This window comes from Serratia surfactantfaciens (genome assembly GCF_001642805.2).
In the GTDB taxonomy this organism is placed as follows: domain Bacteria; phylum Pseudomonadota; class Gammaproteobacteria; order Enterobacterales; family Enterobacteriaceae; genus Serratia; species Serratia surfactantfaciens.
Genome location: NZ_CP016948.1, coordinates 4,242,676 through 4,265,668, shown reverse-complemented (window position 1 = coordinate 4,265,668; position 22,993 = coordinate 4,242,676). Strand labels below are relative to the sequence as shown.

The 22,993-nt window shown below is 60.7% G+C and carries 18 protein-coding genes; 9 read left to right on the top strand and 9 right to left on the bottom strand.

Features of this window, described 5'->3' with window-relative positions; all coding sequences use genetic code 11:
* The first annotated feature begins 148 nt into the window (after positions 1-148).
* On the top strand, positions 149-1,015 hold the full coding sequence (locus tag ATE40_RS19980) for a crotonase/enoyl-CoA hydratase family protein (RefSeq protein WP_063918345.1): 867 nt from the start codon (positions 149-151) through the stop codon (positions 1,013-1,015).
* Positions 1,016-1,031: 16 nt separating this feature from the next.
* Here the strand turns inward: ATE40_RS19980 and pdeR are convergent, their stop codons facing one another.
* Positions 1,032-3,026, bottom strand: coding sequence for a cyclic di-GMP phosphodiesterase (gene pdeR, locus ATE40_RS19975; RefSeq protein WP_063918346.1), 1,995 nt, complete (start codon positions 3,024-3,026; stop codon positions 1,032-1,034).
* 543 nt (positions 3,027-3,569) lie between these two features.
* Here pdeR and spy point away from each other — a divergent pair.
* Positions 3,570-4,061, top strand: a complete 492-nt coding sequence (gene spy / locus ATE40_RS19970; protein WP_019455252.1) for an ATP-independent periplasmic protein-refolding chaperone Spy — start codon at positions 3,570-3,572, stop codon at positions 4,059-4,061.
* An 88-nt stretch (positions 4,062-4,149) separates the two neighbouring features.
* On the opposite strand, the gene ATE40_RS19965 is transcribed toward spy, so the two are convergent.
* Positions 4,150-5,367, bottom strand: a complete 1,218-nt coding sequence (locus ATE40_RS19965) for a Tm-1-like ATP-binding domain-containing protein (protein ID WP_063918347.1) — start codon at positions 5,365-5,367, stop codon at positions 4,150-4,152.
* Between the two features lie 351 nt (positions 5,368-5,718).
* Here ATE40_RS19965 and ATE40_RS19960 point away from each other — a divergent pair, with 351 nt between their 5' ends.
* The 3 genes from ATE40_RS19960 to ATE40_RS19950 all read left to right on the top strand — a co-directional run bounded on the left by ATE40_RS19960 (position 5,719) and on the right by ATE40_RS19950 (position 11,079).
* Positions 5,719-6,270, top strand: coding sequence for a TetR/AcrR family transcriptional regulator (locus ATE40_RS19960; protein WP_019455250.1), 552 nt, complete (start codon positions 5,719-5,721; stop codon positions 6,268-6,270).
* Between the two features lie 478 nt (positions 6,271-6,748).
* Positions 6,749-9,772 carry an autotransporter serine protease gene (locus ATE40_RS19955; RefSeq protein ID WP_069168310.1) on the top strand — a complete coding sequence of 1,008 codons (3,024 nt, stop codon included), beginning with the start codon at positions 6,749-6,751 and terminating at the stop codon, positions 9,770-9,772.
* A 455-nt stretch (positions 9,773-10,227) separates the two neighbouring features.
* The gene (locus ATE40_RS19950; RefSeq protein WP_019455248.1) at positions 10,228-11,079 is read left to right on the top strand and encodes a helix-turn-helix domain-containing protein; all 852 of its coding nucleotides are present in this window, start codon (positions 10,228-10,230) and stop codon (positions 11,077-11,079) included.
* Here ATE40_RS19950 and ATE40_RS19945 read toward each other — a convergent pair.
* The 4 genes from ATE40_RS19945 to ATE40_RS19930 form a co-directional block, all read right to left on the bottom strand.
* The gene (locus tag ATE40_RS19945) at positions 11,069-12,853 is read right to left on the bottom strand and encodes an ATP-binding response regulator (RefSeq protein WP_063918348.1); all 1,785 of its coding nucleotides are present in this window, start codon (positions 12,851-12,853) and stop codon (positions 11,069-11,071) included. The two genes, ATE40_RS19950 and ATE40_RS19945, sit on opposite strands and share 11 nt — an antisense overlap.
* Positions 12,850-13,344, bottom strand: a complete 495-nt coding sequence (locus ATE40_RS19940; protein WP_063918349.1) for a putative pterin-binding protein — start codon at positions 13,342-13,344, stop codon at positions 12,850-12,852. Before ATE40_RS19940 ends, ATE40_RS19945 begins: the two co-directional genes overlap by 4 nt.
* A 157-nt stretch (positions 13,345-13,501) precedes the next feature.
* Positions 13,502-14,854: a glutathione-disulfide reductase gene (gorA, locus tag ATE40_RS19935; RefSeq protein ID WP_019455245.1), complete on the bottom strand. Its 1,353-nt coding sequence runs from the start codon at positions 14,852-14,854 to the stop codon at positions 13,502-13,504.
* A gap of 130 nt (positions 14,855-14,984) precedes the next feature.
* Positions 14,985-15,827 carry a 23S rRNA (adenine(2030)-N(6))-methyltransferase RlmJ gene (locus tag ATE40_RS19930; RefSeq protein WP_004931012.1) on the bottom strand — a complete coding sequence of 281 codons (843 nt, stop codon included), beginning with the start codon at positions 15,825-15,827 and terminating at the stop codon, positions 14,985-14,987.
* Positions 15,828-15,962: 135 nt separating this feature from the next.
* On the opposite strand from ATE40_RS19930, the gene ATE40_RS19925 reads away from it, so the two are divergent.
* The 4 genes from ATE40_RS19925 (at position 15,963) to rsmJ (ending at position 19,761) form a co-directional block, all read left to right on the top strand.
* Positions 15,963-16,367, top strand: coding sequence for an ASCH domain-containing protein (locus tag ATE40_RS19925; protein WP_019455244.1), 405 nt, complete (start codon positions 15,963-15,965; stop codon positions 16,365-16,367).
* Positions 16,368-16,383: 16 nt separating this feature from the next.
* A complete protein-coding gene (locus ATE40_RS19920) occupies positions 16,384-16,845 on the top strand; it encodes an HIT family protein (RefSeq protein WP_019455243.1) in 462 nt (153 codons plus the stop codon).
* A 118-nt stretch (positions 16,846-16,963) separates the two neighbouring features.
* A complete protein-coding gene (gene prlC / locus ATE40_RS19915) occupies positions 16,964-19,006 on the top strand; it encodes an oligopeptidase A (protein WP_019455242.1) in 2,043 nt (680 codons plus the stop codon).
* A gap of 8 nt (positions 19,007-19,014) precedes the next feature.
* The gene (gene rsmJ, locus ATE40_RS19910) at positions 19,015-19,761 is read left to right on the top strand and encodes a 16S rRNA (guanine(1516)-N(2))-methyltransferase RsmJ (protein WP_004931005.1); all 747 of its coding nucleotides are present in this window, start codon (positions 19,015-19,017) and stop codon (positions 19,759-19,761) included.
* A 27-nt stretch (positions 19,762-19,788) separates the two neighbouring features.
* Here rsmJ and ATE40_RS19905 read toward each other — a convergent pair whose 3' ends face one another.
* Genes ATE40_RS19905 through ATE40_RS19895 form a run of 3 tightly spaced genes read right to left on the bottom strand, consistent with a single transcriptional unit; the run spans position 19,789 to position 22,992 of the window.
* Complete coding sequence (locus ATE40_RS19905; protein ID WP_019455240.1) at positions 19,789-20,388, bottom strand: KpsF/GutQ family sugar-phosphate isomerase; 600 nt, start codon at positions 20,386-20,388, stop codon at positions 19,789-19,791.
* Complete coding sequence (locus ATE40_RS19900) at positions 20,388-22,025, bottom strand: FGGY-family carbohydrate kinase (RefSeq protein ID WP_019455239.1); 1,638 nt, start codon at positions 22,023-22,025, stop codon at positions 20,388-20,390. The genes ATE40_RS19905 and ATE40_RS19900 overlap by 1 nt, the downstream gene beginning before the upstream one ends.
* Before the next feature lie 13 nt (positions 22,026-22,038).
* Complete coding sequence (locus ATE40_RS19895) at positions 22,039-22,992, bottom strand: ABC transporter permease (RefSeq protein WP_019455238.1); 954 nt, start codon at positions 22,990-22,992, stop codon at positions 22,039-22,041.
* Position 22,993 lies beyond the last annotated feature (1 nt).

Below are 22,993 nucleotides of genomic sequence, written 5' to 3'. Positions count from 1 at the left end.
ACTTCCCTACCTCCAATTTTTATCTGTTTCGTCGGTGAGAAAGCGTTTACTCATGGTGTGGCGTCGCGCTTTGCCGACCGCCGCTCCGCTGCAGCCGTAGGGGCTGAAACGGTCTCATCCGTCATCAACAGAAAAACTGGAAGGTCTTATGAAATTACTTAATCATCCCACCTGTCGTCCGTTTACCGAAGCGGGCAACCTGACGCAGCTTTCCGCCTACTATGAAGAGGGGCGACACATCATGTGGATGCTGCTGCGCGCTGCGCCGCGCCCCTGTTTCAATCAGGCGCTGATCGAGGACATCATGACGCTGGCGCAGGCGGCAAAAGAGTCTTCGCTGCGGTTCGATTTCTGGGTCACCGGCTCGCTGGTGCCGAACATGTTCAACGTCGGCGGCGATCTGCAATTCTTCGCCGACGCGATCAAAAACCGCAAACGCGAGGCGATGATGGCCTATGCGCGTGCCTGCATTGACTGCGTGCATGCGGCGGCGCGCGGTTTCGACACCGGCGCGGTCAGCATTGCCATGGTCGAAGGCAGCGCGCTGGGCGGCGGGTTTGAAGCGGCGCTGGCGCACCATTTCGTGTTGGCGCAGAACAATGCGCGCATGGGGTTTCCGGAGATCGCGTTCAACCTGTTTCCCGGCATGGGCGGTTACTCGCTGGTGGCGCGCAAGGCGGGCATGCGCTTGGCCGAGGAGCTGATTTGGGGCGGCGAGTCGCACACCGCAGAGTGGTTCGAAAGCCGTGGGCTGGTGGATCAGCTGTTCCAGCCCGGCGACGCCTACATGGCGACGCGCACCTTTATCGATACCATTCGGCCGAAGCTCAACGGCATGCGCGCCATGTTGCGGGCGCGGCAGCGCGTGTTGCAGCTGACGCGCTCCGAGCTGATGGACATTACCGAAGATTGGGTGCACTCGGCCTTTACCATTGAGGAAAAGGACCGTGCCTACATCGAGCGGCTGGTGATGTTGCAGGATCGCCACACCCTGAACCTGCGTCGTGCCGGCTAACCTTAACGCGCCCGCCTCATGCGGAAGGTGAGGGCGGGCGATAAGACTGCAGCCAATGCTCCAGCTGTTCCGGGAGCATTGGCCGCGCGAACAGAAAGCCCTGCTTTTCGTCCACGCCGACCTCGTCGAGGAAGTGGTTTTCGCTCTCGGTTTCCACGCCTTCGGCGATCACTCTGAAGGCCAACGCCTCCGCCGCCGCAACGATTGCGCGTACCAGCGATTGCGAAACCGGGTTGAAATTCACCCCGCGCACGAAGCTTTTATCCAGCTTGATGGCGTCCAGCGGAATACGCGCCAGCTGCGCTAACGACGAATAACCGGTACCAAAGTCGTCGAGATGCACCTGCGCACCCAGTTCGCGCAGCCGGGTGATCAGCACGCGCGCGCGATTTTCGTCTTCAATCAGGCTGCTCTCGGTCAATTCGAAGTCCAGCAGGCATGGGGCCATGCGATGATGGCGCAGCACCCCGAGCAGGTCGTTGACGATGCTGTCATCGGCCAGTTGCCGGGCGGAGAGATTGACCGCCACCCGCAGATTCAACCCCTGCTCTTGCCACTGCGCCGCCTGGCCGGCAGCGGTCTGCAGCACCCATTGGCCCAGCGGACCGATCAGGCCGGACTCCTCGGCGTAGGAGATGAACTGCAGCGGCGGGATGAGGCCGCGCTCCGGAGAATCCCAGCGCACCAGCGCTTCCACGCTGTGCACTTCACCGCTGCGCGCGTCGATTTTAGGCTGGTAGTACAGCACCAGCTGATTTTGCTCCAGCCCTTTGCGCAGGTTGGTATCGAGCCACATGTATTCGGCGACGCGTTTGTTCATCTCCGGCGAGAAAACGGTATAGGTGCGTTTGCCGTGCTCCTTGGCGACGTACATGGCGGTATCGGCGCTGCGGATCAGGCTGTCGAGATCGTTGCCGTGCTCCGGGCACAGTGCGATGCCGATCGAACAGCCGGTATACACTTCAATCAGACCGATACGGAACGGCGTTTTCAGCCGATCGATGATGCGCTGCGCCAGCGTTTGCAGGCGCTCGCGGTCGGTCTGCGGCGCCAGCACCAGAAATTCGTCACCGCCCAGACGGGCGAGCACCTGATTGGGGCTGAGGCAGCCGAGGATCGCCAGCGCGACTTCGACCAGCAGCCGATCGCCGAACATATGGCCGTAGGCGTCATTGACCTTCTTGAAGTTATCGAGATCGAGGTAGACCAGGCCGAAACTCTCTTCGCCGCGCGTGGCGATGGCATGATTGATCTTGTCCTGGATGGCGTTGCGGTTCGGCAGGCCGGTGATGAGATCGGTGTTGGCCAGCACCCGCAGCCGCTCCTGCGCGCGGCGTTCTTCGGTAATGTCGGTACCGGAGCAGATCAGAAAAACTTCGTTCTTGCCGCTGCCGCTGTGCACGAATTTGTTGCGGAACAGGAACAGCCGTTCACCCTTGACCGTCTTTACCCAGCGTTCAACTTCATACGACGAACCGTTGCGGAAGAAGCCGGCGATGTTGCGCCGTGAGGCGGCGGCTTCTTCCGGGCTCATGAACAGTTGGAAAACGTTTTTGCCGATCACTTCGTGTTCTTGCAGCCCGGTGTACTCCTCGCTCAGCCGGTTGAAGCGTTGGATACGGCCGTGTTGATCGACGATCACGATCACCGAGTTGGCTTCGGACACCACCTGTTCGGCAAAGGAGAGGCCGTGCACCAGATCGCGCGCCACGGATTGGGTGTCGCTGAAGGCCGAAGCGGTGCCCGCCCATTCGAGATGGTTGACGCGTCGCCCGACCAGATGCAGATGCAGCGGTTCACCGGCGAGCGTAATGGTCAGTTCAAGGCTGGCGGTGACGCCGGTCAGGCGGCGAATTTTCGCCGCTTCCATCGCGCTGAGCGCCACCGCGATGTGGGCTTTGCCCTTAACGGCGGACAGCTCCAAAGCATTGCTGTCAAACGCCAGCCGCCAATGGGGGCTCTGGGTGCCGAAGTGGGCGTTAAGAAGCTCAGGGCCTTGGTCTGCGGACATGATGATTCCTCAAAAGAGCACGGGCGGCCGGTCAGCACGAAGAACCGGCGGGCAGCCTGTTGGCCCGAAAGTGGTCGCCGTGCGCGTCTGTGCATCATATAACAGGTTTCCACAGGCGGGGCGGGTGATGGAAACTATTATATAAGCAATGATTGGTTTTGCGGCGTAAGCGGCACCTGACGGCCTGTTGTCTTAAAGTGTAGGAGGAGAACATCGGGCCGCGCGAAGTTTGTACAGATTCTTCTCGCTAGCGAAAAACGGTTGATGCAAGGTTGCCGTGAACGCGAGTAAATTATAGCGTTGAGGGTGAGACTGAAAAATAACTCCGCCGAGGGGATTTGCGCCGGGAAATTAAAATTTCCGCCGAATAAACGCCATCTTCATACTTTTCTCATAATTGGTGAATAAACCCATGACGGGTTTTAAAAAGTTTACACACCCTCGCATTACTTGAATTTTATCAGCCTATTATTATCTCCGACGACGAATGAGCCTGTTAACGTACAGCGCTCCTGATGAAGAAAAATTTTTAAGGAAATGATTATGCGTAAATTGACGGCTTTATTTATTGCTTCCACGCTGGCCCTGGGTTCTGCTTCCGCGGCGTTCGCCGCCGACACGACAACCGCTCCGGCGGCGGATGCGGCACCGATGAAAATGATGCATCACAAGGGCGAAGGCAAAGGCGGCCCGTTCGCCGGGCTGAACCTGACCGAGCAACAGCGCCAGCAAATGCGCGACATCATGAAAGATTCGCACCAAAAACGCGGGCCGGGCATGAAAGAGGAACGCCAGGCGCTGCATAATCTGGTCGCTTCCGACAGCTTTGATGAAGCGAAGGCGAAAGCGCAAATTGACACGATCAATAAAGCGCAATCCGAACGCATGCTGGAGCGCGCCAAAGCGGAAAATAAAATGTATAACCTGCTGACTCCTGAGCAGAAAAAACAATACAATGAGAATTATCAGAAACGCGAGCAAAAAATGATGGACCACATGAATAAAATGAAGGAGCAGATGTCCTCCGGTCAGTAATATGCGTTCGCAGTGAATAATAAGGGCCAGACGAAATGTCTGGCCTTTTTCATGCATGATTGTCGGTCGATGTTGTATTGCGCGATCGTCATTTCCCGCCGCCAATTTGTCGGAACTGTTCAGCAACGGCCTGCGCAAAACGCGGGTCATTAATATGATAAGGCGTTTTTATCAATCGGCGCCTGTCGGTGGCGTGCACCGTTTCCTCCAGCGTTTGCGTAAAGGCGGCCAGCGCCGCCGGATCCCAGAACGGTTGGCCGGGCGCATCCAGAGCCGACACGCCGCCCGTCGGAATCACAAAGCGCACTTCGCCCGTGCAGGCGTTGATTTTTTCGCCTATCCAACGCCCGGTTAGCGCGTTTTCCTGCACGCTGGTGCGCACCAGCGTGACTTGCGGGTTGTGATGGTGGTGCAGACGGTTGGCGTAGTGAGCCGGTACCGTATTCGGCGCGCCGAAGTTGATCATGTCGATAGCGCCGCAGGAGATCACGCACGGGAGGCCGGTACGCGCGATGGCGCCGAAACGATCGGCATTACAGGGCAGCACACCGCCAAACAGGTAGTCGGTCACTTCGGTGGTGGTTAAATCGATGGCGCCGTGCAGTTGGCGGCTATCGATCAGTTTTTCCAGCGCTCTACCGCCGCTGCCGGTCGCGTGAAACGTCAGGCAATCCCATTGCGGTGCAAGGTTGGCGACCAGCGCCTGAACGCAGGGAGTGGTAACGCCAAACATCGTCAGGCCGATCGCGGGTTTGTCTTCGAGATGATCGGCGGCAGCGAAGCGTACCGCCCCGGCTATCTGACGCGCCGCATTGCCCAGTACCCGCCGTGAGATGCGGTTGAGGCCGGCGAGATCGGTGACCGAATACATCATGTTGATGTCGCTGGCGCCAACATAGGCGGAAACGTCGCCCGCCGCCATGCTCGAGACCATCAATTTCGGCATGCCAATCGGCAGCTGCTGCATGGCCGGCGTAATGATGGCGGTGCCGCCGGAACCGCCCAGGCCAAGCAGGGCGGCGATATCGCGCCGCGTCAGGATAAAGCGTTCAAAAGCGATCGCCATGGCGGCGATCGCTTGGCCGCGGTTGGCGCAGAAGACCGCGCCTGCGCCCGCCGGATGGTGACGGGCAACCTCTTCTGGGCCGATATCGGCCGGGGAGTTAAACGGCAAGCTACGGGTGGAGAGATCGACGGTTAGCGTGGGCAAATTCAGGCTGGCAATCAGCCGCCGCACATACTCCAACTCTTGTCCTTTGGTATCTGCTGTGGTAGCAATATAGACAAAATTTGAAGTATCTTTCATGCATTTTTCCGAAGGGATTTCTAATTTTTAATTAAAAACATTATGTTATGTTTTTTGATGTTCCCTGGTGTTGGCTTTTAAGTTAAATTGATTAATGTATTTATATAATGAGACGGTAGTATCATTTTTGCAAGGGCAGCTCAATGAAAAATGGGACTCCTGTCTCATTTTTGAGCTTTTTAGCGCGGCCGAGGTTTCACCGCCAACCGGTCGGCCGTGGCGTATCTCCGGTCGCGCAAGCATGTTCAGATGTATGAGGTTTAAGTGCCGATAAATGCTTTTCCCGCCCCGTCCGATCTTTCACTGACTTCCGCCCGGGCTAAAACCTATCGTTTGCTGCTGGGGAGCGCGATGGCGCTGTATGACGAAGGGGCGTTCCCTTCGATCACCGAACTGGCGGCGCACGCGCAGGTTTCACGTGCAACTGCCTACCGCTATTTCCCCACTCAAAGTGCGCTGATTACCGCCGTGGTGACGGAAAGCCTGGGGCCGATCCTGGCCTGGCGCCCGCAAGATAACGATGCGCTGAAACGCATTCAGCAGTTGCTGGCCTTCGCCTATCCCCAGATGGAGCGACATGAGGGCGCATTACGCGCAGCGCTGCAGCTCTCTCTACAGCAGTGGGCGAACGCGACGCCGGGCGAAAAATTCGTGCGTGGTAACCGTAAGCGGCTGCTGCAGCTGGCGGTAGAACCGTTGCAGGGCAAACTGCCGCCGGATTCTCTACAGAGAGTGATTTATGCTTTCTCGCTGATTTACGGTTCGGAGGTGTTCTTGGTGCTGAAAGATATCTGGGGGCTGGAGCTGGAGGGTATTCAGGACGTCACGCAGTGGATGGCTAAAGCTATCCTCCGTCAGGCGGAAGAGGATGCGATGAACAGCAAAAAAACATCAGCAGGATAATCCAATTTTTGCCGATGGCCGAGTGATAAACCAGCATAATTCACTGAGTGAATATTGGCAAAATTTATAATTAAAAGTGATAAAAGACGCCTGTTAAGCACTTTTCAGGCGATCTCCCCCTTCGGTTTTATCTGATTTATATCTTTATTTATCAATTTGTTAAATTTAATCCTCTCGCTTTCGAACGCCACTTAGACACCGTGCAATATCATTGTCCTTTCTTATCGCTGCTCACCTGATTCACCCTTGAAACGTTCTCTCCTTCCCCTGGACTACCGAATGACACATTAAGCGCACTTGAGATTGTTGTGCTTTATTTATTTGGTGTTACCAAACTGTTACACAAAAAATCTTATAAAACATTTGCAAACAACAACGGACGGTATCTGGGATGGAGAAGAAACTTAGAGGAGTCAAATCCGCTCGGGCGGCCTTCGGCTGGCCTGAGATCGGGGTTCATCGCGCGCAGTGGAGCGCAATGTTGATCTGCCTGACGGCGATTGGCGGGGCGCAGGCCGCAACCTATATAGAGAACGGCAAGGCAGGCGATCCGGCCAGCTGGCGCAGCAGCGAGTTCAATGCAGAATGGGGGCTGGGGGCGATCCACGCCGACCAGGCCTACGCCGCCGGTTATACCGGAAAAGGCATCAAACTCGGCATTTTCGATCAGCCAGTCTACGCCAAACACCCCGAGTTCGTCGGCCCCGATAAAGTGATCAATCTGGTTACGCATGGCATTCGCGAATACACCGATCCCTATATTCCGGTGAAAAAAGGCGATGATTTCCGCTATGACGGCACGCCGAGCGTGGATTCCGACGGCACGCTCGGTTCGCACGGCACCCACGTGGGCGGCATCGCCGCCGGCAGCCGCGACGGCGGCGCCATGCACGGCGTGGCGTTCAACGCGCAGATCATCAGCGCGGAGAACGGCGACCCCGGCCCGGAAGACGGCATTGTGCTCGGCAACGACGGCGCGGTGTATCAGGCCGGTTGGGATGCGCTGGTGGCCAGCGGCGCGCGCATTATCAACAACAGCTGGGGCATCGGCATTACCGATAAATTCGCCAAGGGCGGTAAGAACCCGGCTTATCCGCATTTCACCGTTGACGATGCGCAAAAGCAGTTCGATCAGATCAAACAGATCCTCGGCACCAAGCCCGGTGGCGCCTATCAGGGCGCGATCGATGCGGCGCGCAGCGGCGTGGTCACCATCTTTGCTGCCGGTAACGATTACAACCTGAACAATCCGGACGCCATGGCCGGCCTGGCCTATTTTGTGCCGGATATCGCGCCGAACTGGCTGTCGGTCGCCAGCCTGCAGGATCCGACCAATACCGGCGACTACAGCATCAGCACCTTCTCTTCCCGCTGCGGCTACACCGCCAGTTTATGCGTCTCGGCGCCAGGTACCCGGGTGTACAGCTCGGTGATTGAAGGTACCAGCGTAGAGAATCTGACTACCGACTACGCCAAATACAGCGGTACCTCAATGGCGGCGCCGCATGTGGCCGGCAGCGTTGCGGTGCTGATGGAACGCTTCCCGTATCTGAATGGCGCGCAGGTGGCGGATGTGCTGAAAACCACCGCCACCGATATGGGAGCGCCTGGCATCGATGCGCTCTACGGCTGGGGGATGATCAACCTGGGCAAGGCCATCAACGGTCCGGGCATGTTGGTGACCGTCGAAGATATTCCCGCAGAATTCCGCATCCCGGATCCGACGGGCGTGGCTTACGGCCCGACCCAGTTCGTGGTGGATTTGCCGGGCGTCGGCGCGGTGCTGGACAAAGGCAAGCCGACCGAGCGCGTCTGCAGCGATACGCTTTGTGGCCTGGATTTCTGGACTAACGACATCTCCGGCCACGGCGGCCTGACCAAAGAGGGCGCGGGCACCCTGGAGCTGACCGGCACCAACACCTATGCCGGCCCGACGCTGGTCAATCAGGGGCGGCTGGCGATCAACGGCTCGGTCACCTCGGATGTCAGCGTGCAGAACGGCGGTATCGTCGGCGGCAGCGGCACGGTCGGTTCACTGACCGCACGAAGTGGCGGCACCGTGGCGCCGGGCAACTCGATCGGCACCCTGAACGTGGCCGGCAACGTCAGCTTCGAGCCGGGGTCGCGCTACGCGGTAGAAGTGGGCCCGAACGGCCAGAGCGATCGGCTCCAGAGCAGCGGCTCGGCGACGATCGGCGGCGGTGAGGTGGCGGTGACGCTGGAGAACAGTTCCAACCTGCTGACGGAGAGCGAGGTGCGCAGCCTGCTGGGCCAGCAGTACAACATCCTGACGGCGCAGCAGGGGGTGAGCGGGCAGTTTGATGCGGTGGCACCGAACTACCTGTTCCTCGGCACCGGGCTGAGCTACCAGCCGACCGGAGTGACGCTGAGCGTCGGGCGCAACGGCACGAGCTTCGCCAGCGTGGCGCAGACGCCGAACGAGCGGGCGGTCGCGGCGGCGGCGGATGCGCTGGCGGCGGGCAACCCGGTCTACGAGAGCATTCTCAACAGCGGCACGGCGGGCGAGGCACGGCAGGCGTTCCGTCAGCTGTCGGGGCAAATCCATGCGGACATCGCGTCGGCGCTGGTGAACGACAGCCGCTACCTGCGTGAGGCGCTGAACGGGCGTCTGCGTCAGGCGGAAGGGCTGGCGAGTTCGTCGGCCATCAAGGCGGACGAGGGCGGCGCCTGGGCGCAGCTGCTGGGGGCGTGGGACCACGCGTCGGGCGACGCCAACGCCACGGGTTACCAGGCCTCGACCTACGGGGTGCTGGTCGGGCTGGACTCGGCGGTTGCGGACGACGGGCGGCTGGGGGTAGCGACCGGTTACACCCGCACCTCGCTGCACGGCGGGTACGGGGCAAAGGCGGACAGCGACAACTACCACCTGGCGGCGTACGGCGACAAGCAGTTCGGTGCGCTGGCGCTGCGCGGCGGTGCAGGCTACACCTGGCACCGCATCGACACCAAACGGTCGGTGAACTACGGAATGCAGTCGGACCGTGACACGGCGAAGTACAGCGCGCGCACCGAGCAGCTGTTCGCGGAAGCGGGCTACAGCGTGAAAGGGGAGTGGCTGAACCTGGAGCCGTTCGTGAACCTGGCGTACGTGAACTTCGAGAACAACGGCATCGGGGAGAGCGGTGGCGCGGCGGCGCTGCGCGGGGACAAGCAGCATACCGATGCGACGGTGTCGACGCTGGGCCTGCGCGCGGACACCGCATGGCAGGTGAGCCCGGGCACGACGGTGGCGCTGCGCAGCGAGCTGGGGTGGCAACACCAGTACGGCGGAGTGGAGCGTGGCACGGGTCTGCGGTTCAACGGCGGCAACGCGCCGTTCGTGGTGGACAGCGTGCCGGTCTCACGCGACGGGATGGTGCTGAAGGCGGGGGCGGAAGTGGCGGTGAACGAGAACGCCACGCTGTCGCTGGGCTACGGCGGGCTGCTGTCGCAGCATCATCAGGACAACAGCGTCAACGCCGGTTTTACCTGGCGCTTCTGACGTTCTGCGGGGATCAAAAGAGCAACGGAGCCGGCATGCCGGCTCCGTTTTTATTTGCGGCGGTGGGGGGAGTCCGTATGATGGCGCGGCGCCAGGGCAATAAAAAACCGGGACCCTTGCGGATCCCGGCTTAAAAGTGGGTAAAACAGATTAGCGCTAAAGGCTCAAGCCCCGTTTTGCTTGTGCAGTCCGAGCGATGTGAGCATCGTCTCAGTAGCGGCAACGGAACAAATTTTCCCTGGTGTGACTATGGTTATTATTAAAAAACGTGCTGGTGTTATTTTTTATAGTGTATTGCTGTATGTCTCTTTTGATACCATGTTTGACGATGCAACATGGTATGTCAAGCAACGTTTTTAACGCATAATTGCATGAGATGCTAGTTTTAGATGTGGCTTTTTCATCAGAAATAATCAAAACGACTGATAAATCAGTAAAAAAAATCGAAGGAACAAATGGATAACAATCATCAAAAATTCGATTCACAGTCGATTGCCAATCGGGTCAGGGAGCTGTTTTTACATTACGGGATTGGAAAACGTCAGCATGCCCGAGAGCTCAGCCGCATCTTGGATCTGAGTTTTTCACATGCGCACCGCAAACTGAAAGGGCAAAGTCCCTGGACGCTGGAGCAGATCAACAGCGTCGCGGCTGCGTTGGGAGAAACGCCGGCGGCGATCGCCGATTTTAGCGCCGAACATGAGAGCGCTGAGCCAAACATGGCGCGTGATGCCATCTTTTTCGTGGCCGGGGTGGCGATGCCTTGCGTCGGGCACATCGGTGATGAACTGCCTGCGGGGCGGCCGGCGGAGTTTGTGGCGCTGCGCGTAGAGGGACAATGGCAGATCTATCGCGCCGATGAGGCGCCGGCAGGCCCGCGTTACGGCGTCGATCTGATCGAAATCCGGCCCGGTTACGGCGACGACGAGCGCTTGAGCATCGCGGTATTGGACGATTCGCATCAGGCGGCCGATGAGCTGGCCAAGTACCTCGGCGGTTGCGGTTTCAATGCGGTGGCGTTTTACGACGTCGACAGCTTCTGCCAGGCGTTACAGCAAAGCCTGTTTGACGGTTACGTGGTGGATTGGCTGATCGGTGAAGAAACGGCGGACCGCTGCATCGCCACTATCCGCGCCTCCGACAACCCGGATGCGCCAGTGCTGGTGCTGACCGGCGAACTCGGCACCGACCGGCGCGAATCAGAGATAGCGCAGGCGATGCGTGAGTACGACGTGCTCGGCCCTTACGAAAAACCGGTGCGGCTCCATGTGATCGAAGCCGCACTGCAACGTTGTTTTAATCTTTAGCGGGAAACACCTCGGCCAGCGCGCTCGACAACGCATCCAGCCGGACCGGCTTCATCAGATAGTTGTCGAACAGCGCACGCTGGTCCGCCGTCAGCTGCTCCGGCGTGTAGGCGCTGATGCCGATGATCGGCACATGGCGGTTGGGGCCGCGGCGGTTGCGCAGCTGCCTGGCCAGGGCGGCGCCGTCGATGCCCGGCATCTGCAGATCCAGCAACAGCGCGTCGTAAGGGCGTCTGAGCAGTTTCTGCAGCGCGCGCTCCGGTGAATCGCACAGTTCGTGCTGGTAACCCAGCTTGTCCAGCAGCGCCGCAAAGGCGTCCCCCACCGACTTGTTGTCATCCACTACCAGGACCTGCTGAGGCTTCTGCTGCAAAGAGGCATTGGCGGCGGCGGGCTCGTCGGCGCGCTCTTCTTCACTGATCTGCACCGGAATGCTGACGATAAAGGTGCTGCCCTTCTTGATTTCGCTGTACACCGTGATGGTGCCATCGAGCAGCGTCACCAGGCCGTGCACGATCGCCAACCCCATCCCGACGCCGGCATACTGCTTGGTATGCGACTGATCCAGCTGGGTAAAGGGTTTGAAAATCTGATCGAGCTGGTCCTTTTCGATACCGATGCCGGTATCGGTCACTTCGATAATCAACGAACTGCCGCCCGGCTGACGGCGCAGACAGCTGTGCAGCGTAATGCTGCCGCTTTCGGTGTACTTGTAGGCGTTGGTCAGCAGATTGACGATGATCTGCCGGATGCGCAGCGGATCGGAGTGCACCAACAGGTGGCTGCACTCCACTTCGCAGCTCAGTTTGACCTGCTCTTTGCGGGTCAGGGTGGCGATTTCGTTGGCGGTCTCCGCGATCAGCTTCTGCGCGTCGAACGGCACGATGCGCAGCTCCATCATACCGCTGTCGAGGTGCGCGTAGTCGGTCAAATCTTTCATCTGGCTTTCGATTTGCTGCGCGGCGGTTTCCAGCCGTTGGAAGGTGTCCGCATGTTCCGCCGACACCCGGGTGTTAACCAGCACGTCGATGGCCGACATCACGCTCTGCAGTGAAGTGCGCAGCTCGTGACCGATGGCGCCGAGGAACGCGTTTTTGGTGCGGGTCGCTTTCTCCGCCTCGATCGCCTTGGCCTGCTGGCGAATGGTCAGCCGCTGCTGACGGAACACGATGAGCGTAATGGCGATCAACGCGATCACCGAGAACATGACGATCACCAGCCCATAGAAAATGATGTGCCGTTTCTCGATATAGTCCTCATAGGCGGCGGTGCGTTGCTTCACCTCGGCGTGGTCGGTCAGGTTGGCCATTTCGATGGCGTAAGGTTTGATGGCCTTCATGGCCGCGAAAACCTGGCCGAAGTCGATTTTCGGGCTGTCCAACAGCTTATCGATGCGATCCATCTGCAGACGCATCTGTTTGACCACTTCCGGGTAGCCCGGTTCGGCGTACAGCGGCTGGGTGGATTCAGAAACGGTTTCCAGCACATAGAAACGCGAATAGAGGATCTCGAACCGCAACCGCAGGTTGTCGCTGTCCACCTGTGGGGCGTGGCTCTGCTGTTCTACCAGCGTGTCGAATTCCGCCAGCTTGATGGAGAACTTGGCGATCGACCAGGAGTAGTTCTCCTGAGTACCGGCGATGGCGTACAGCCCTTTTTTCGACAGCGTGGCGCTGTAGTAATAGAGCGTAACGGTCGAAGCCACCAAAAACAGCGCGGCGAAGATGGCCGGGATCGCCAGCCTGCTGCCGTTCTTAAAGGTCGTCAGTTTCATTTGATCACGATCCGGTCGACTTGCCAGATAAAGCGCGAGTTGTAGAGCGGCGAGTTCAGCTCAGGCCCGGCGGCGTCGCGCGGGTAAACCAGGAACAGCGGGCCGAAGTTTCTGAGCTTCAGCATCTCCCCGTCCATCTTGTAGGCCAGGATCATGTTGTACTTCTTGACGTCCGACAGCGGCACGTCGATGTAATAGTCGTTCAGCGCGTAGAAGGTCAGCGTTTCGCCTCTGGCGCCGACGCGCTCCAGAATATCGGCCACCGAAATCCCTTCAAACTTTCTCTGCGGTGTCCAGGAGGTGGAGGTGGTGATGCTGCGCACCGGCATCGCCAACAGTTGCTTATCGGTGAACAGATAGCTTTTGTTGACCGGGTCGGTCACGTTGTCGATCTTGCCCGCCACTTCCAGGGTAAAGCTGAGCGCGCTGCTCTGGGCGATAATCAGGGCCACGCAGGCCATCGCAAGGGTTTTGCATAGTTTGAACAGCATCGGTGTTCTCCAGAGGCGCGGGGAGGTTGTATCAGTCCCGCTAATTTATCAGGCTGAATAATGGCAGAAAAAGCAGGCGGGTGCGAAGGGAATAGTAAACCGCACAAAAAGAACAGGCCGGTAATTATCCGGCCTGCGAGTTGGCTAACCGCAGCGGTTAGCGCATGGTGACGAACTCTTCCGCCGCGGTCGGGTGGATGGCCACGGTGTTGTCGAAGTCCTTCTTGGTGGCGCCCATCTTCACCGCTACGGCGAAGCCCTGCAGGATCTCGTCCATGCCGAAGCCGATGCCGTGCAGGCCGACGATTTTCTCTTCTTTACCCGCGCACACCAGCTTCATGCGGCACGGCTGGCGGTGCTGCGTCACGGCGCTGTACATGGCGGTGAAGGAGGATTTGTACACCTTCACGTTGTCCGCGCCGAACTTCTCGATGGCTTCCGGCTCGGTCAGGCCAACGGTGCCGATCGGCGGGTGGCTGAACACCACGGTGGCGATGTTGCTGTAGTCCAGATGCTCTTCCGGCTTGTTGTTGAACAGGCGTTCGGACAGGCGGCGGCCGGCGGCTACGGCGACCGGGGTCAGCTCTACCGCGCCGGTGTTGTCGCCCACGGCGTAGATGCCTTTGACGTTGGTGTTCTGGAACTTATCGACGTCAATGTAGCCTTGCTCGTTGGTTTTCACCCCGGTGACGCCGAGGTTCAGGTTGTCGGTCGCCGGTTCGCGGCCGATGGCCCAGATCAGGCAGTCGACGGTGAATGCTTTGCCGTTTTCCAGCTGCAGCGTCAGGCTGCCGTCGGCGTTCTTGACGATCGCTTTCGGCACCGATTCGGTGTGCAGGCTCGGCCCTTCGGTGTTCATCACTTCCACCAGGGTTTCGACGATCATCGGATCGAAGCTGCGCAGCGGCGCGTGCTTGCGCACGAACAGGTGCGTTTCGGCGCCCAGCGCGTTCAGCACGCCGGCGATCTCCACGGCGATATAGCCGGCGCCGACTACGGCGACGCGCTTCGGCATGGCGTCCAGCTCAAAGAAGCCGTCGGAGTCGATGCCGTATTCGGCGCCCGGAATAGCCGGATGGCTCGGGCGGCCGCCGGTGGCGATCAGGATGTGGTCGGCGGTGATGGTCTCGCCGTTCACTTCCACGGTGTGAGCATCCACGAAGCGCGCGAAGCCTTTGATCACGTCGACCTTGTTCTTGCCCAGCACGTTATCGTAGGAGTTGTGGATGCGATCGATATAGGCGGTGCGGTTGGCGACCAGCTTTTTCCAGTCGAAGGCGTTGACGGTGGTGTCGAAGCCGTAGTCCGGGCCGTATTGATGGATAGCCTCGGCGATCTGCGCCGCGTGCCACATGACTTTTTTCGGTACACAACCCACGTTTACACAGGTGCCGCCCAGCTCTTTGGCTTCAATCAGCGCACACTTTTGGCCGTACATGGCTGCCCGGTTGATCGATGCGATACCGCCGCTGCCGCCGCCAATTGCTAGATAATCGTAATGTTTCGTCATCTGGGATTTCCATGAGTTGTGAATTTGAAGAGGGTAAGAGTTTAACGCCTGACCGGGGTTTGTCGCAAAGATTGCGTCGATGGCTGCGATAGGTGGAGGCAGGGCGCGGCGAACCGCACCCGGCTGGGGATTATTCCGGTACCACCCAGTTCACCAGATGGTGGCCGATGCCCGACGGCACCAGCACCTTGTGCAGCCACGGCAGCACGTTTTTCATCTGCTGTTCCAGCTTCCACGGCGGGTTGATGACGATCATGCCGGAGGCGGTCATGCCGCGCTGATCGCTGTCGGGCTTCACCGCCAGTTCGATCTGCAGAATGCGGCGAATGCCGGTGGCTTCCAGATCGCGCAGCATGCGTTTGATCTGCTGGCGCATCACGACCGGATACCACAGCGCGTAGGTGCCGGTGGCGAAACGCTTGTAGCCTTCCTGAATGCCTTTGACCACGTCCTGGTAATCGGTCTTCATTTCATACGGCGGGTCCATCAGGATCAGACCGCGGCGCGACAGTGGCGGCAGCTGGGATTTCAGCTGCTGATAGCCGTCGGCGCGCTGCACTTTGGCGCGCTCGTCTTTCTGGAATTCGCTGCGCAGCAGCGGGTAGTCGCTCGGGTGCAGCTCGGTCAGGTGGATTTTGTCCTGCGGGCGCAGCAGCTGGCGGGCGATCAGCGGCGAGCCAGGATAATAGCGCAGCGTGCCGGAACGGTTGAAGTTATGCACCACGCTCATATAGGCCGCCAGCTCTTCCGGCAGATCGTCGCGCTGCCACAGCAAGCCGATGCCTTCCAGGTATTCGCCGGTGCGCTCGGCGTGTTCGCCGCTGAGCTGATAACGACCCGCGCCCGAGTGGGTGTCCAGATACAGGAACGGCTTCTCTTTTTCCTTCAGCGACTCGATGATCAGGCTCTGAACGGTGTGCTTGAGCACGTCGGCGTGGTTGCCGGCGTGGAAACTGTGGCGATAACTTAACATGACGGGTGGCGGTTCCTTGTGCTCCGCAGGCGGAGCATTCAATGCAATAAGGCTTATAATCTGCACAGTATAAACTGTCTGGCCGGGAAAAACTGGACTCCGTTGCCGCAGACGTTCACAGAAAGGGACAGGACGATGAGCAAACAGGCGATTTTGGCAAACTACCCCGACGCGGCGCGCTGGGCGTTTGGCGACGGCCCCGAATTGGCTGACGAACTGCTGCAGTTGGTGCTGAGCGGGGAAAAGACCGCCACCTGCAGCTCCTATGCGAGCTATCGCCGGGAGCAAACGCCGATGATCGGCGACGATAACATTATTCTCGACGGCCGTGGCGAACCGGCCTGCGTGATCAAAACCCTGGCGCTGCGTTTGGTGCGCTATGACCGGATGACCGCTGAGATGGCGGCCAAAGAGGGCGAAGGCGACAAAAGCCTGGCGTTTTGGCGCCAGGGGCATCAAGAGTTCTTTACCCGCGAGGGCACTTTTGCGCCGGACATGTGGCTGGTGTTCGAAGAGTTCGAACTGGTTGAAACGCTGTGAATCACAAGGAGAAAGGATGAGCTGCATTTTTTGCGACATCGTGGCGGGCAAGGCGCCGTGCCATAAAATCTGGGAAGACGACGACCATCTGGCGTTCCTGTCCATCTTTCCCAACACCGACGGTTTCAGCGTGGTGATCCCCAAGGCGCACCACCCGAGCTACGCGTTTGAGCTGCCGGACGAGGTACTGAGCGCGCTGATGCTGGCGACCAAACGGGTGGCGAAGCAGCTGGACCGCGCGTTCGACGACGTCGGCCGCTGCGGCATGGTGTTCGAAGGCTACGGCGTCGATCATGTGCACGCCAAACTGATCCCGCTGCACGGTACCGCGTCGCTGGAGCAGTGGCGGCCGATCGAATCGACCTCGCCGAAGTTTTTCGAACGCTACGAGGGCTATATCTCCTCCCACGACGCCGCGCGCGCCGACGACGAGCAGCTGGCGGCGCTGGCCGCCCGCATCCGCCAAAGTGCCGTTTAAGGCACGAACGATCAACGCCGGGCATTGATTTTCCTGCTGTCTGGCTCCATGTTAGAGATTCATACGCATTTTAAGGCTCGCCCCCGCGGCGGGCCTCAACGCTAATCAGGACTGCCCTATGACAAATCCGTTGCTGACCCCGTTTTCCCTGCCGCCGTTCTCGGCGATCCGCCCTGAAGATATCGTGCCTGCGGTGCAATCCGCTCTGGCGGACTGCCGCGCCGCGGTAGAGCGCGTGGTCGCGCAGCCGGGGCCGTTCACCTGGGACAATCTGTGTCAGCCGTTGGCGGAGTCGGACGATCGCCTGTCGCGCATCTGGTCGCCGATCGGGCACCTGAACTCGGTGAAAAACAGCCCGGAGCTGCGCGCCGCCTATGAACAGGCGCTGCCGCTGCTGTCCGAGTACGGCACCTGGGTCGGCCAGCACGAAGGGCTGTACCAGGCCTACCGCAGCCTGAAAGAGGGCGCGGCGTTCGAGGCGCTGAGCGTGCCGCAGCGCAAGGCGGTGGACAATGCGCTGCGCGACTTCGAACTGTCGGGCATCGGCCTGTCGGCGGACAAACAGCAGCGCTACGGCGAGATCGTCGCGCGCCTGTCCGAGCTGGGTTCCACCTACAGCAATAACGTGCTCGACGCGACCATGGGCTGGAGCAAGCTGATTACCGACGAAGCGGAACTGAGCGGCCTGCCGGAAAGCGCTCTGGCGCAGGCGCAGGCGATGGCGCAGGCCAAAGAGCAGGACGGCTGGCTGCTGACGCTGGATATGCCGAGCTACCTGCCGGTGCTGACCTACGCCGACAATCGCGCGCTGCGCGAAGAGATGTACCGCGCCTTCGCCACCCGCGCTTCCGATCAGGGACCGAACGCCGGCAAATGGGACAACAGCGAAGTGATGGCGGAAACGCTGGCGCTGCGCCATGAGCTGGCTCAGCTGCTGGGCTTCGACACCTACGCCGACAAGTCGCTGGCGACCAAGATGGCGGAAAGCCCGGAGCAGGTGATCGGCTTCCTGAGCGATCTGGCCAAGCGCGCCCGTCCGCAGGCCGAGCAGGAGCTGGCGCAGCTGCGCGCCTTCGCCAAACAGCACTATGGCGTGGACGAGCTCGAAGCCTGGGACATCACCTATTACGGCGAAAAACAGAAACAGCACCTGTTCTCCATCAGCGACGAGCAACTGCGCCCGTACTTCCCGGAGCAGCGGGTGGTGGAAGGGCTGTTCGAAGTGGTGAAACGCATCTACGGCATCACCGCCAAAGAGCGTAAAGACGTCGAGACCTGGCATCCGGACGTGCGCTTCTTCGATCTGTTCGACGCCGACGGCGAGCTGCGCGGCAGCTTCTACCTCGATCTGTACGCCCGCGAAAACAAACGCGGCGGCGCCTGGATGGACGACTGCGTCGGCAGCCTGCGCAAGGCCGACGGCACGCTGCAAAAACCGGTCGCTTACCTGACCTGCAACTTCAACCGCCCGCTGGGCGACCAGCCGGCGCTGTTCACCCATAACGAAGTGACCACGCTGTTCCACGAATTCGGCCACGGTTTGCATCACATGCTGACGCAGATCGATACCGCCGGCGTCTCCGGCATCAACGGGGTGCCGTGGGATGCGGTCGAGCTGCCGAGCCAGTTTATGGAAAACTGGTGCTGGGAGCCGGAAGCGCTGGCGTTTATCTCCGGCCACTATCAGAGCGGCGAGCCGCTGCCGAAGGAAATGCTCGACAAGCTGCTGGCGGCCAAGAATTACCAGGCGGCGCTGTTTATCCTGCGCCAGCTGGAGTTCGGCCTGTTCGATTTCCGCATGCACTTCGAATACAGCCCGGAAAAAGGGGCGCAGATCCTGCCGACGCTGGCGGAAGTGAAGAAAATGGTGGCGGTGGTGCCTTCGCCGAGCTGGGGCCGCTTCCCGCACGCCTTCAGCCACATCTTCGCCGGCGGCTACGCGGCGGGTTACTACAGCTATCTGTGGGCGGAAGTGCTGTCGGCCGACGCCTACTCGCGCTTCGAAGAAGAGGGGATCTTCAACGCCGAAACCGGCAAATCCTTCCTCGACAACATCCTGTCGCGCGGCGGTTCGGAAGAGCCGATGGCGCTGTTCAAACGCTTCCGTGGCCGCGAGCCGCAGCTGGATGCTATGCTGCGCCATTACGGCATTAAAGGATAACCCGACACGTGAGCGTGTGTTTATTGTGTGAAGCAGGCGCCGATCCCGGCGCCTTGTCTGTTTTGGCGCAGCGCTGGCGGCTGGCGTCTGATGACGACGCGCCGATGGCGCTGGTATTGACCCCGCAGCGGCTGGAACTGCGCAAGCGCGACGAGCCGAAGCTCGGCGGGATCTACGTCGATTTTGTCTCCGGCGCCATGGCGCACCGGCGCCGCTTCGGCGGCGGCCGCGGCGAGGCGGTGGCCAAAGCGGTCGGCATCAAGGGCAGCTACCTGCCGGACGTGGTGGACGCCACCGCCGGGCTGGGGCGCGACGCGTTCGTGCTGGCGGCGCTGGGCTGCCGGGTACGGATGCTGGAACGCAATCCGGTGGTGGCGGCGTTGCTGGACGACGGCCTGCAGCGCGGTTATCAGGATGCGGAAATCGGCCCGTGGCTACGCGAGCGCCTGACGCTGCTGCACGCCTCCAGCCTGACGGCGCTGGCGGATCTCAGCCCGCGTCCCGAGGTGGTGTATCTCGATCCGATGTTCCCGCACAAGCAGAAAAGCGCGCTGGTGAAGAAAGAGATGCGGGTGTTTCAATCGCTGGTAGGCAGCGACGATGACGCCGACGGCCTGCTGGAACCGGCGCGCCGTTTGGCGACCAAGCGCGTGGTGGTGAAACGCCCGGACTACGCGCCGCCGCTGGCCGACGTGCCGGCGCACGCCGCCACGCTGACCAAGAGCCACCGCTTCGATATCTACATGCCGCTGTAATCTCTGCCGGGCCCGCGTGTCGGGCCCTCAACGCTGTTCCCGCAAACTTTTCCCTACGCCGCCGCCCGGATGCACCGCCAGCAAGGCGTCCTTGTCATAACCGCTGCGCGCCATCAGGCAGGCGCAGGCGGCGTCGAAGATCGCCAACACCAGCACAATTGAGGTGGTGGCCAGCATGTTCAGCGGATCTATCTCCTTCTGCACCCCGGTAGCGATCGTCAGCTGCGCCGCCTGCGCGATGGCAGAATGCGGATTTTCCGTCACCGCGATCAGCGTCACCCCCTTGGCCTGCAGCGTCGGCAGCAGGCGGGTCAGCTCGTCGGAATTGCCGCCGCGCGAGATCAGGATCAGCAGATCGTCGGCGCGCAGAAAGCCCAGATCGCCATGCGCTGCGCCGGTGGCGTCGAGATAGACCGCCGGCCGCTCCACGCAGGCCAGCATATGGGCTATCTTGCGCGCCGCAATCCCCGAAGTGCCGACGCCAGTGACGGCGATTTTACCGTGGCAGTCGGCCAGCAGCGCCAGCAGGCGCTGCCAGGTGTGCGCGTCGAGGCGTTCGCCCAGCTGGGCCAGCTCCTGGCTGTAGGTTTGCCAGCCCTGGAGGGCCTGCCGCCATTCCTGCTGCATCACGCCTCCTCCTGCATCAACCGGCGGTATTTCATGTGGTCGTTGTACAACTCGTGGAACACCCGGTATTTGCGGTCGTAATAGCTTTTAATCTGGTTGGTCTGCGGCGTGACCGTCTTGCCGATGCGGCTCATGGCGCTCATCGCCTCCGGCAAGGTGTCGAACACGCCTGCCGCCACGGTGCCCATCATTGCACCGCCCAGCAGCATCGCTTCGCTCTCCTCCGGCAGCAGCATGGCGCAGCCGGTGGCGTTGGCGTGCTCCTGCACGAAGATCGGGTTCTTGGTGCCGCCGCCGCTGGCCATGATGGTGTCGATGCTGTAGCCGCTGTGGTTCATGGTTTCGATGATGTGGCGGGTGCCGAGCGCGATGGCCTGGATGGTGGCCAGGTAGTGCAGCGCCATGTCCTCCGGCGTGCGCGACAGCTTCAGCCCGGTCAGGATGCCGGTCAGCGTCGGGTTGGCGCGCGGCGAGCGGTTGCCGTGGAAGTACGGCAGCATATGAATGTCCTGCGTCAGGAACGCGATGTTCTCCGGCTCACCGGCCATGCGGCGCAGAATGGCGTTCAACACCTCATAAATGGTCTGGCCCTGGGTTTTTGCCTGCGCCAGCAGCTCCGGGTAGCACGGGTGCGACTGGATGACATGATCGATCAGCGCGCCGGTGGCGGACTGGCCGCCTTCGTTCAGCCAGTATTCCGGCAGGATCGCCGAATAGTACGGCCCCCAGACGCCACCGATAAAGCGCGCGGTGCGCGACATCGCCATATGGCCGGTGGAGGTGCCGCCGATCAGCGCGACACGACGGTTGAAGTCGGCCACTTCACCGGAGACGCCGGTAGCGCCCAGCGTGCCGAGGGTGCCGGCGTGCGCGTCGATAATCGATACGCTCACCGCCGTGCCGGCGATCAGGCCCATTTCGTTGGCGGCGCGCTGGGTCAGGCCGTGGCCCAACGGTTCACCCATCATTTTGACGTCGCTGCCGATCTTGGCCGCGTCGTGTTCCAGCAGGTCTTCCAGCCCGATCTGCTGGAAGTAGCTCTTGTCCCAACGCTGTTCGTGGCCGAGATAGGTCCACTTGCACACCGTCGAGCACAGCGAACGGGTGGCGTCCTGGGTGGCGCGCCAGGTGAGGAAGTCCGGCAGATCGAACAGGTAGCCGGCGTTGGCCCAGGTGGTGGGCATGTGCTGTTTCAGCCACAGCAGTTTCGGCGTCTGCATCTCCGGCGAAATGATGCCGCCGACGAAATCCAGCACCCGGTGTTTGGTGGCGTTGATGCGCTCGGCCTGGGCGATCGCCCGGTGATCCATCCACACGATGATGTTCTGCTCGGTGCGGCCTGAAGGGCTGACGGTCAGCGGTTTGCCTTCTTTATCCAGCACCACCAGCGAACAAGTGGCGTCGAAGCCCAACCCTTTAACCTGGATCGGGTTGATGTCGGCCTGGTTGACCGCGTCGCGCACCGCATTGCACACCGCCTGCCAGATGTTATCCGACGACTGCTCGACGAAATCCGCCTTTGGCCGATACAGGTCGATGGCCCGGCTGGCCTGACCGACCATGCGGCCGTTGAGATCGAATACGCCTGCGCGCGCGCTTCCGGTGCCCACATCTACGCCAATAAAATAGCTCGCCATTATCTGTTTTCTCCTAAGCTTTTCGATTCTGTAACGCGATAAACAGGATCAGCACGCCGCCCCACAGAGCCATGGTCAGGTAGCTGCTGACCCCCAGCAAATTGAGGCCGCTTTCCAACATTTGCAGCACGATCAGCGCCAGCACCAGACCCAGAATGCGGCCGAAACCGCCGTCCGGGTTAATGCCGCCCAGCACCGAGGCCAGAATGGTCACCAGCAGATAAGATTCTCCGTAGCCGGCCTTGGCCGAGTTGAACTTGGCCATCATCAGCAGCGCGGCGCCCCAGCCGAGCAGCGCCGACAGGATATACACCGCGATCTGCACCCGCGCGGTGTTCACGCCGCTAAAACGGGTGGCCTGCTCGTTGGAACCGAGCAGGTACAGGCTGCGGCCCAGCGTGGTGTGCTCCAGCAGCAGCCACAGACCGATCGCCACCAGCAGGAACAGGATCAGCGCCACCGGCACGCCGAGCACGGCGCCATTGCCGAGAAATTGAATCGTCGCCGGGAAGCCGGAGATCACGGCGCCGTTGGTCAGCAGGATATTCAGGCCGGTGATCAGGGTCATGGTGCCGAGCGAGGCGAGGATCGGCGACACGCCGATCCAGGCCACCAGTGCGCCGTTGAGCGCGCCGATCGCCACCGCCACCAGCAGGCCGGCCAACAGCGCCAGCACCAGGAACAGCGGCTGGTCGGGATGGCTGACGATGATCGCCGCCATCACCAGCGAACAGGCGTTGGCGCCGGCGATGATCGACAGGTTGATGCCGCCGGTCAGCATGGTGATGCCCATGCCGAGCGCCAGCAGGCCGAGGATCGGCAGTTGCGAAGCGATCGACTGGAAGTTGCCGAGGCTGAAGAAGCGCGATCCGAGCAGCCCGGCGAACAGCAGCGCCACCGCGATGATGATCGCGCCCTGCAGGCGAATGATTCGATCGCTTGGGATCAACCGAGTTAACTGCGTCATG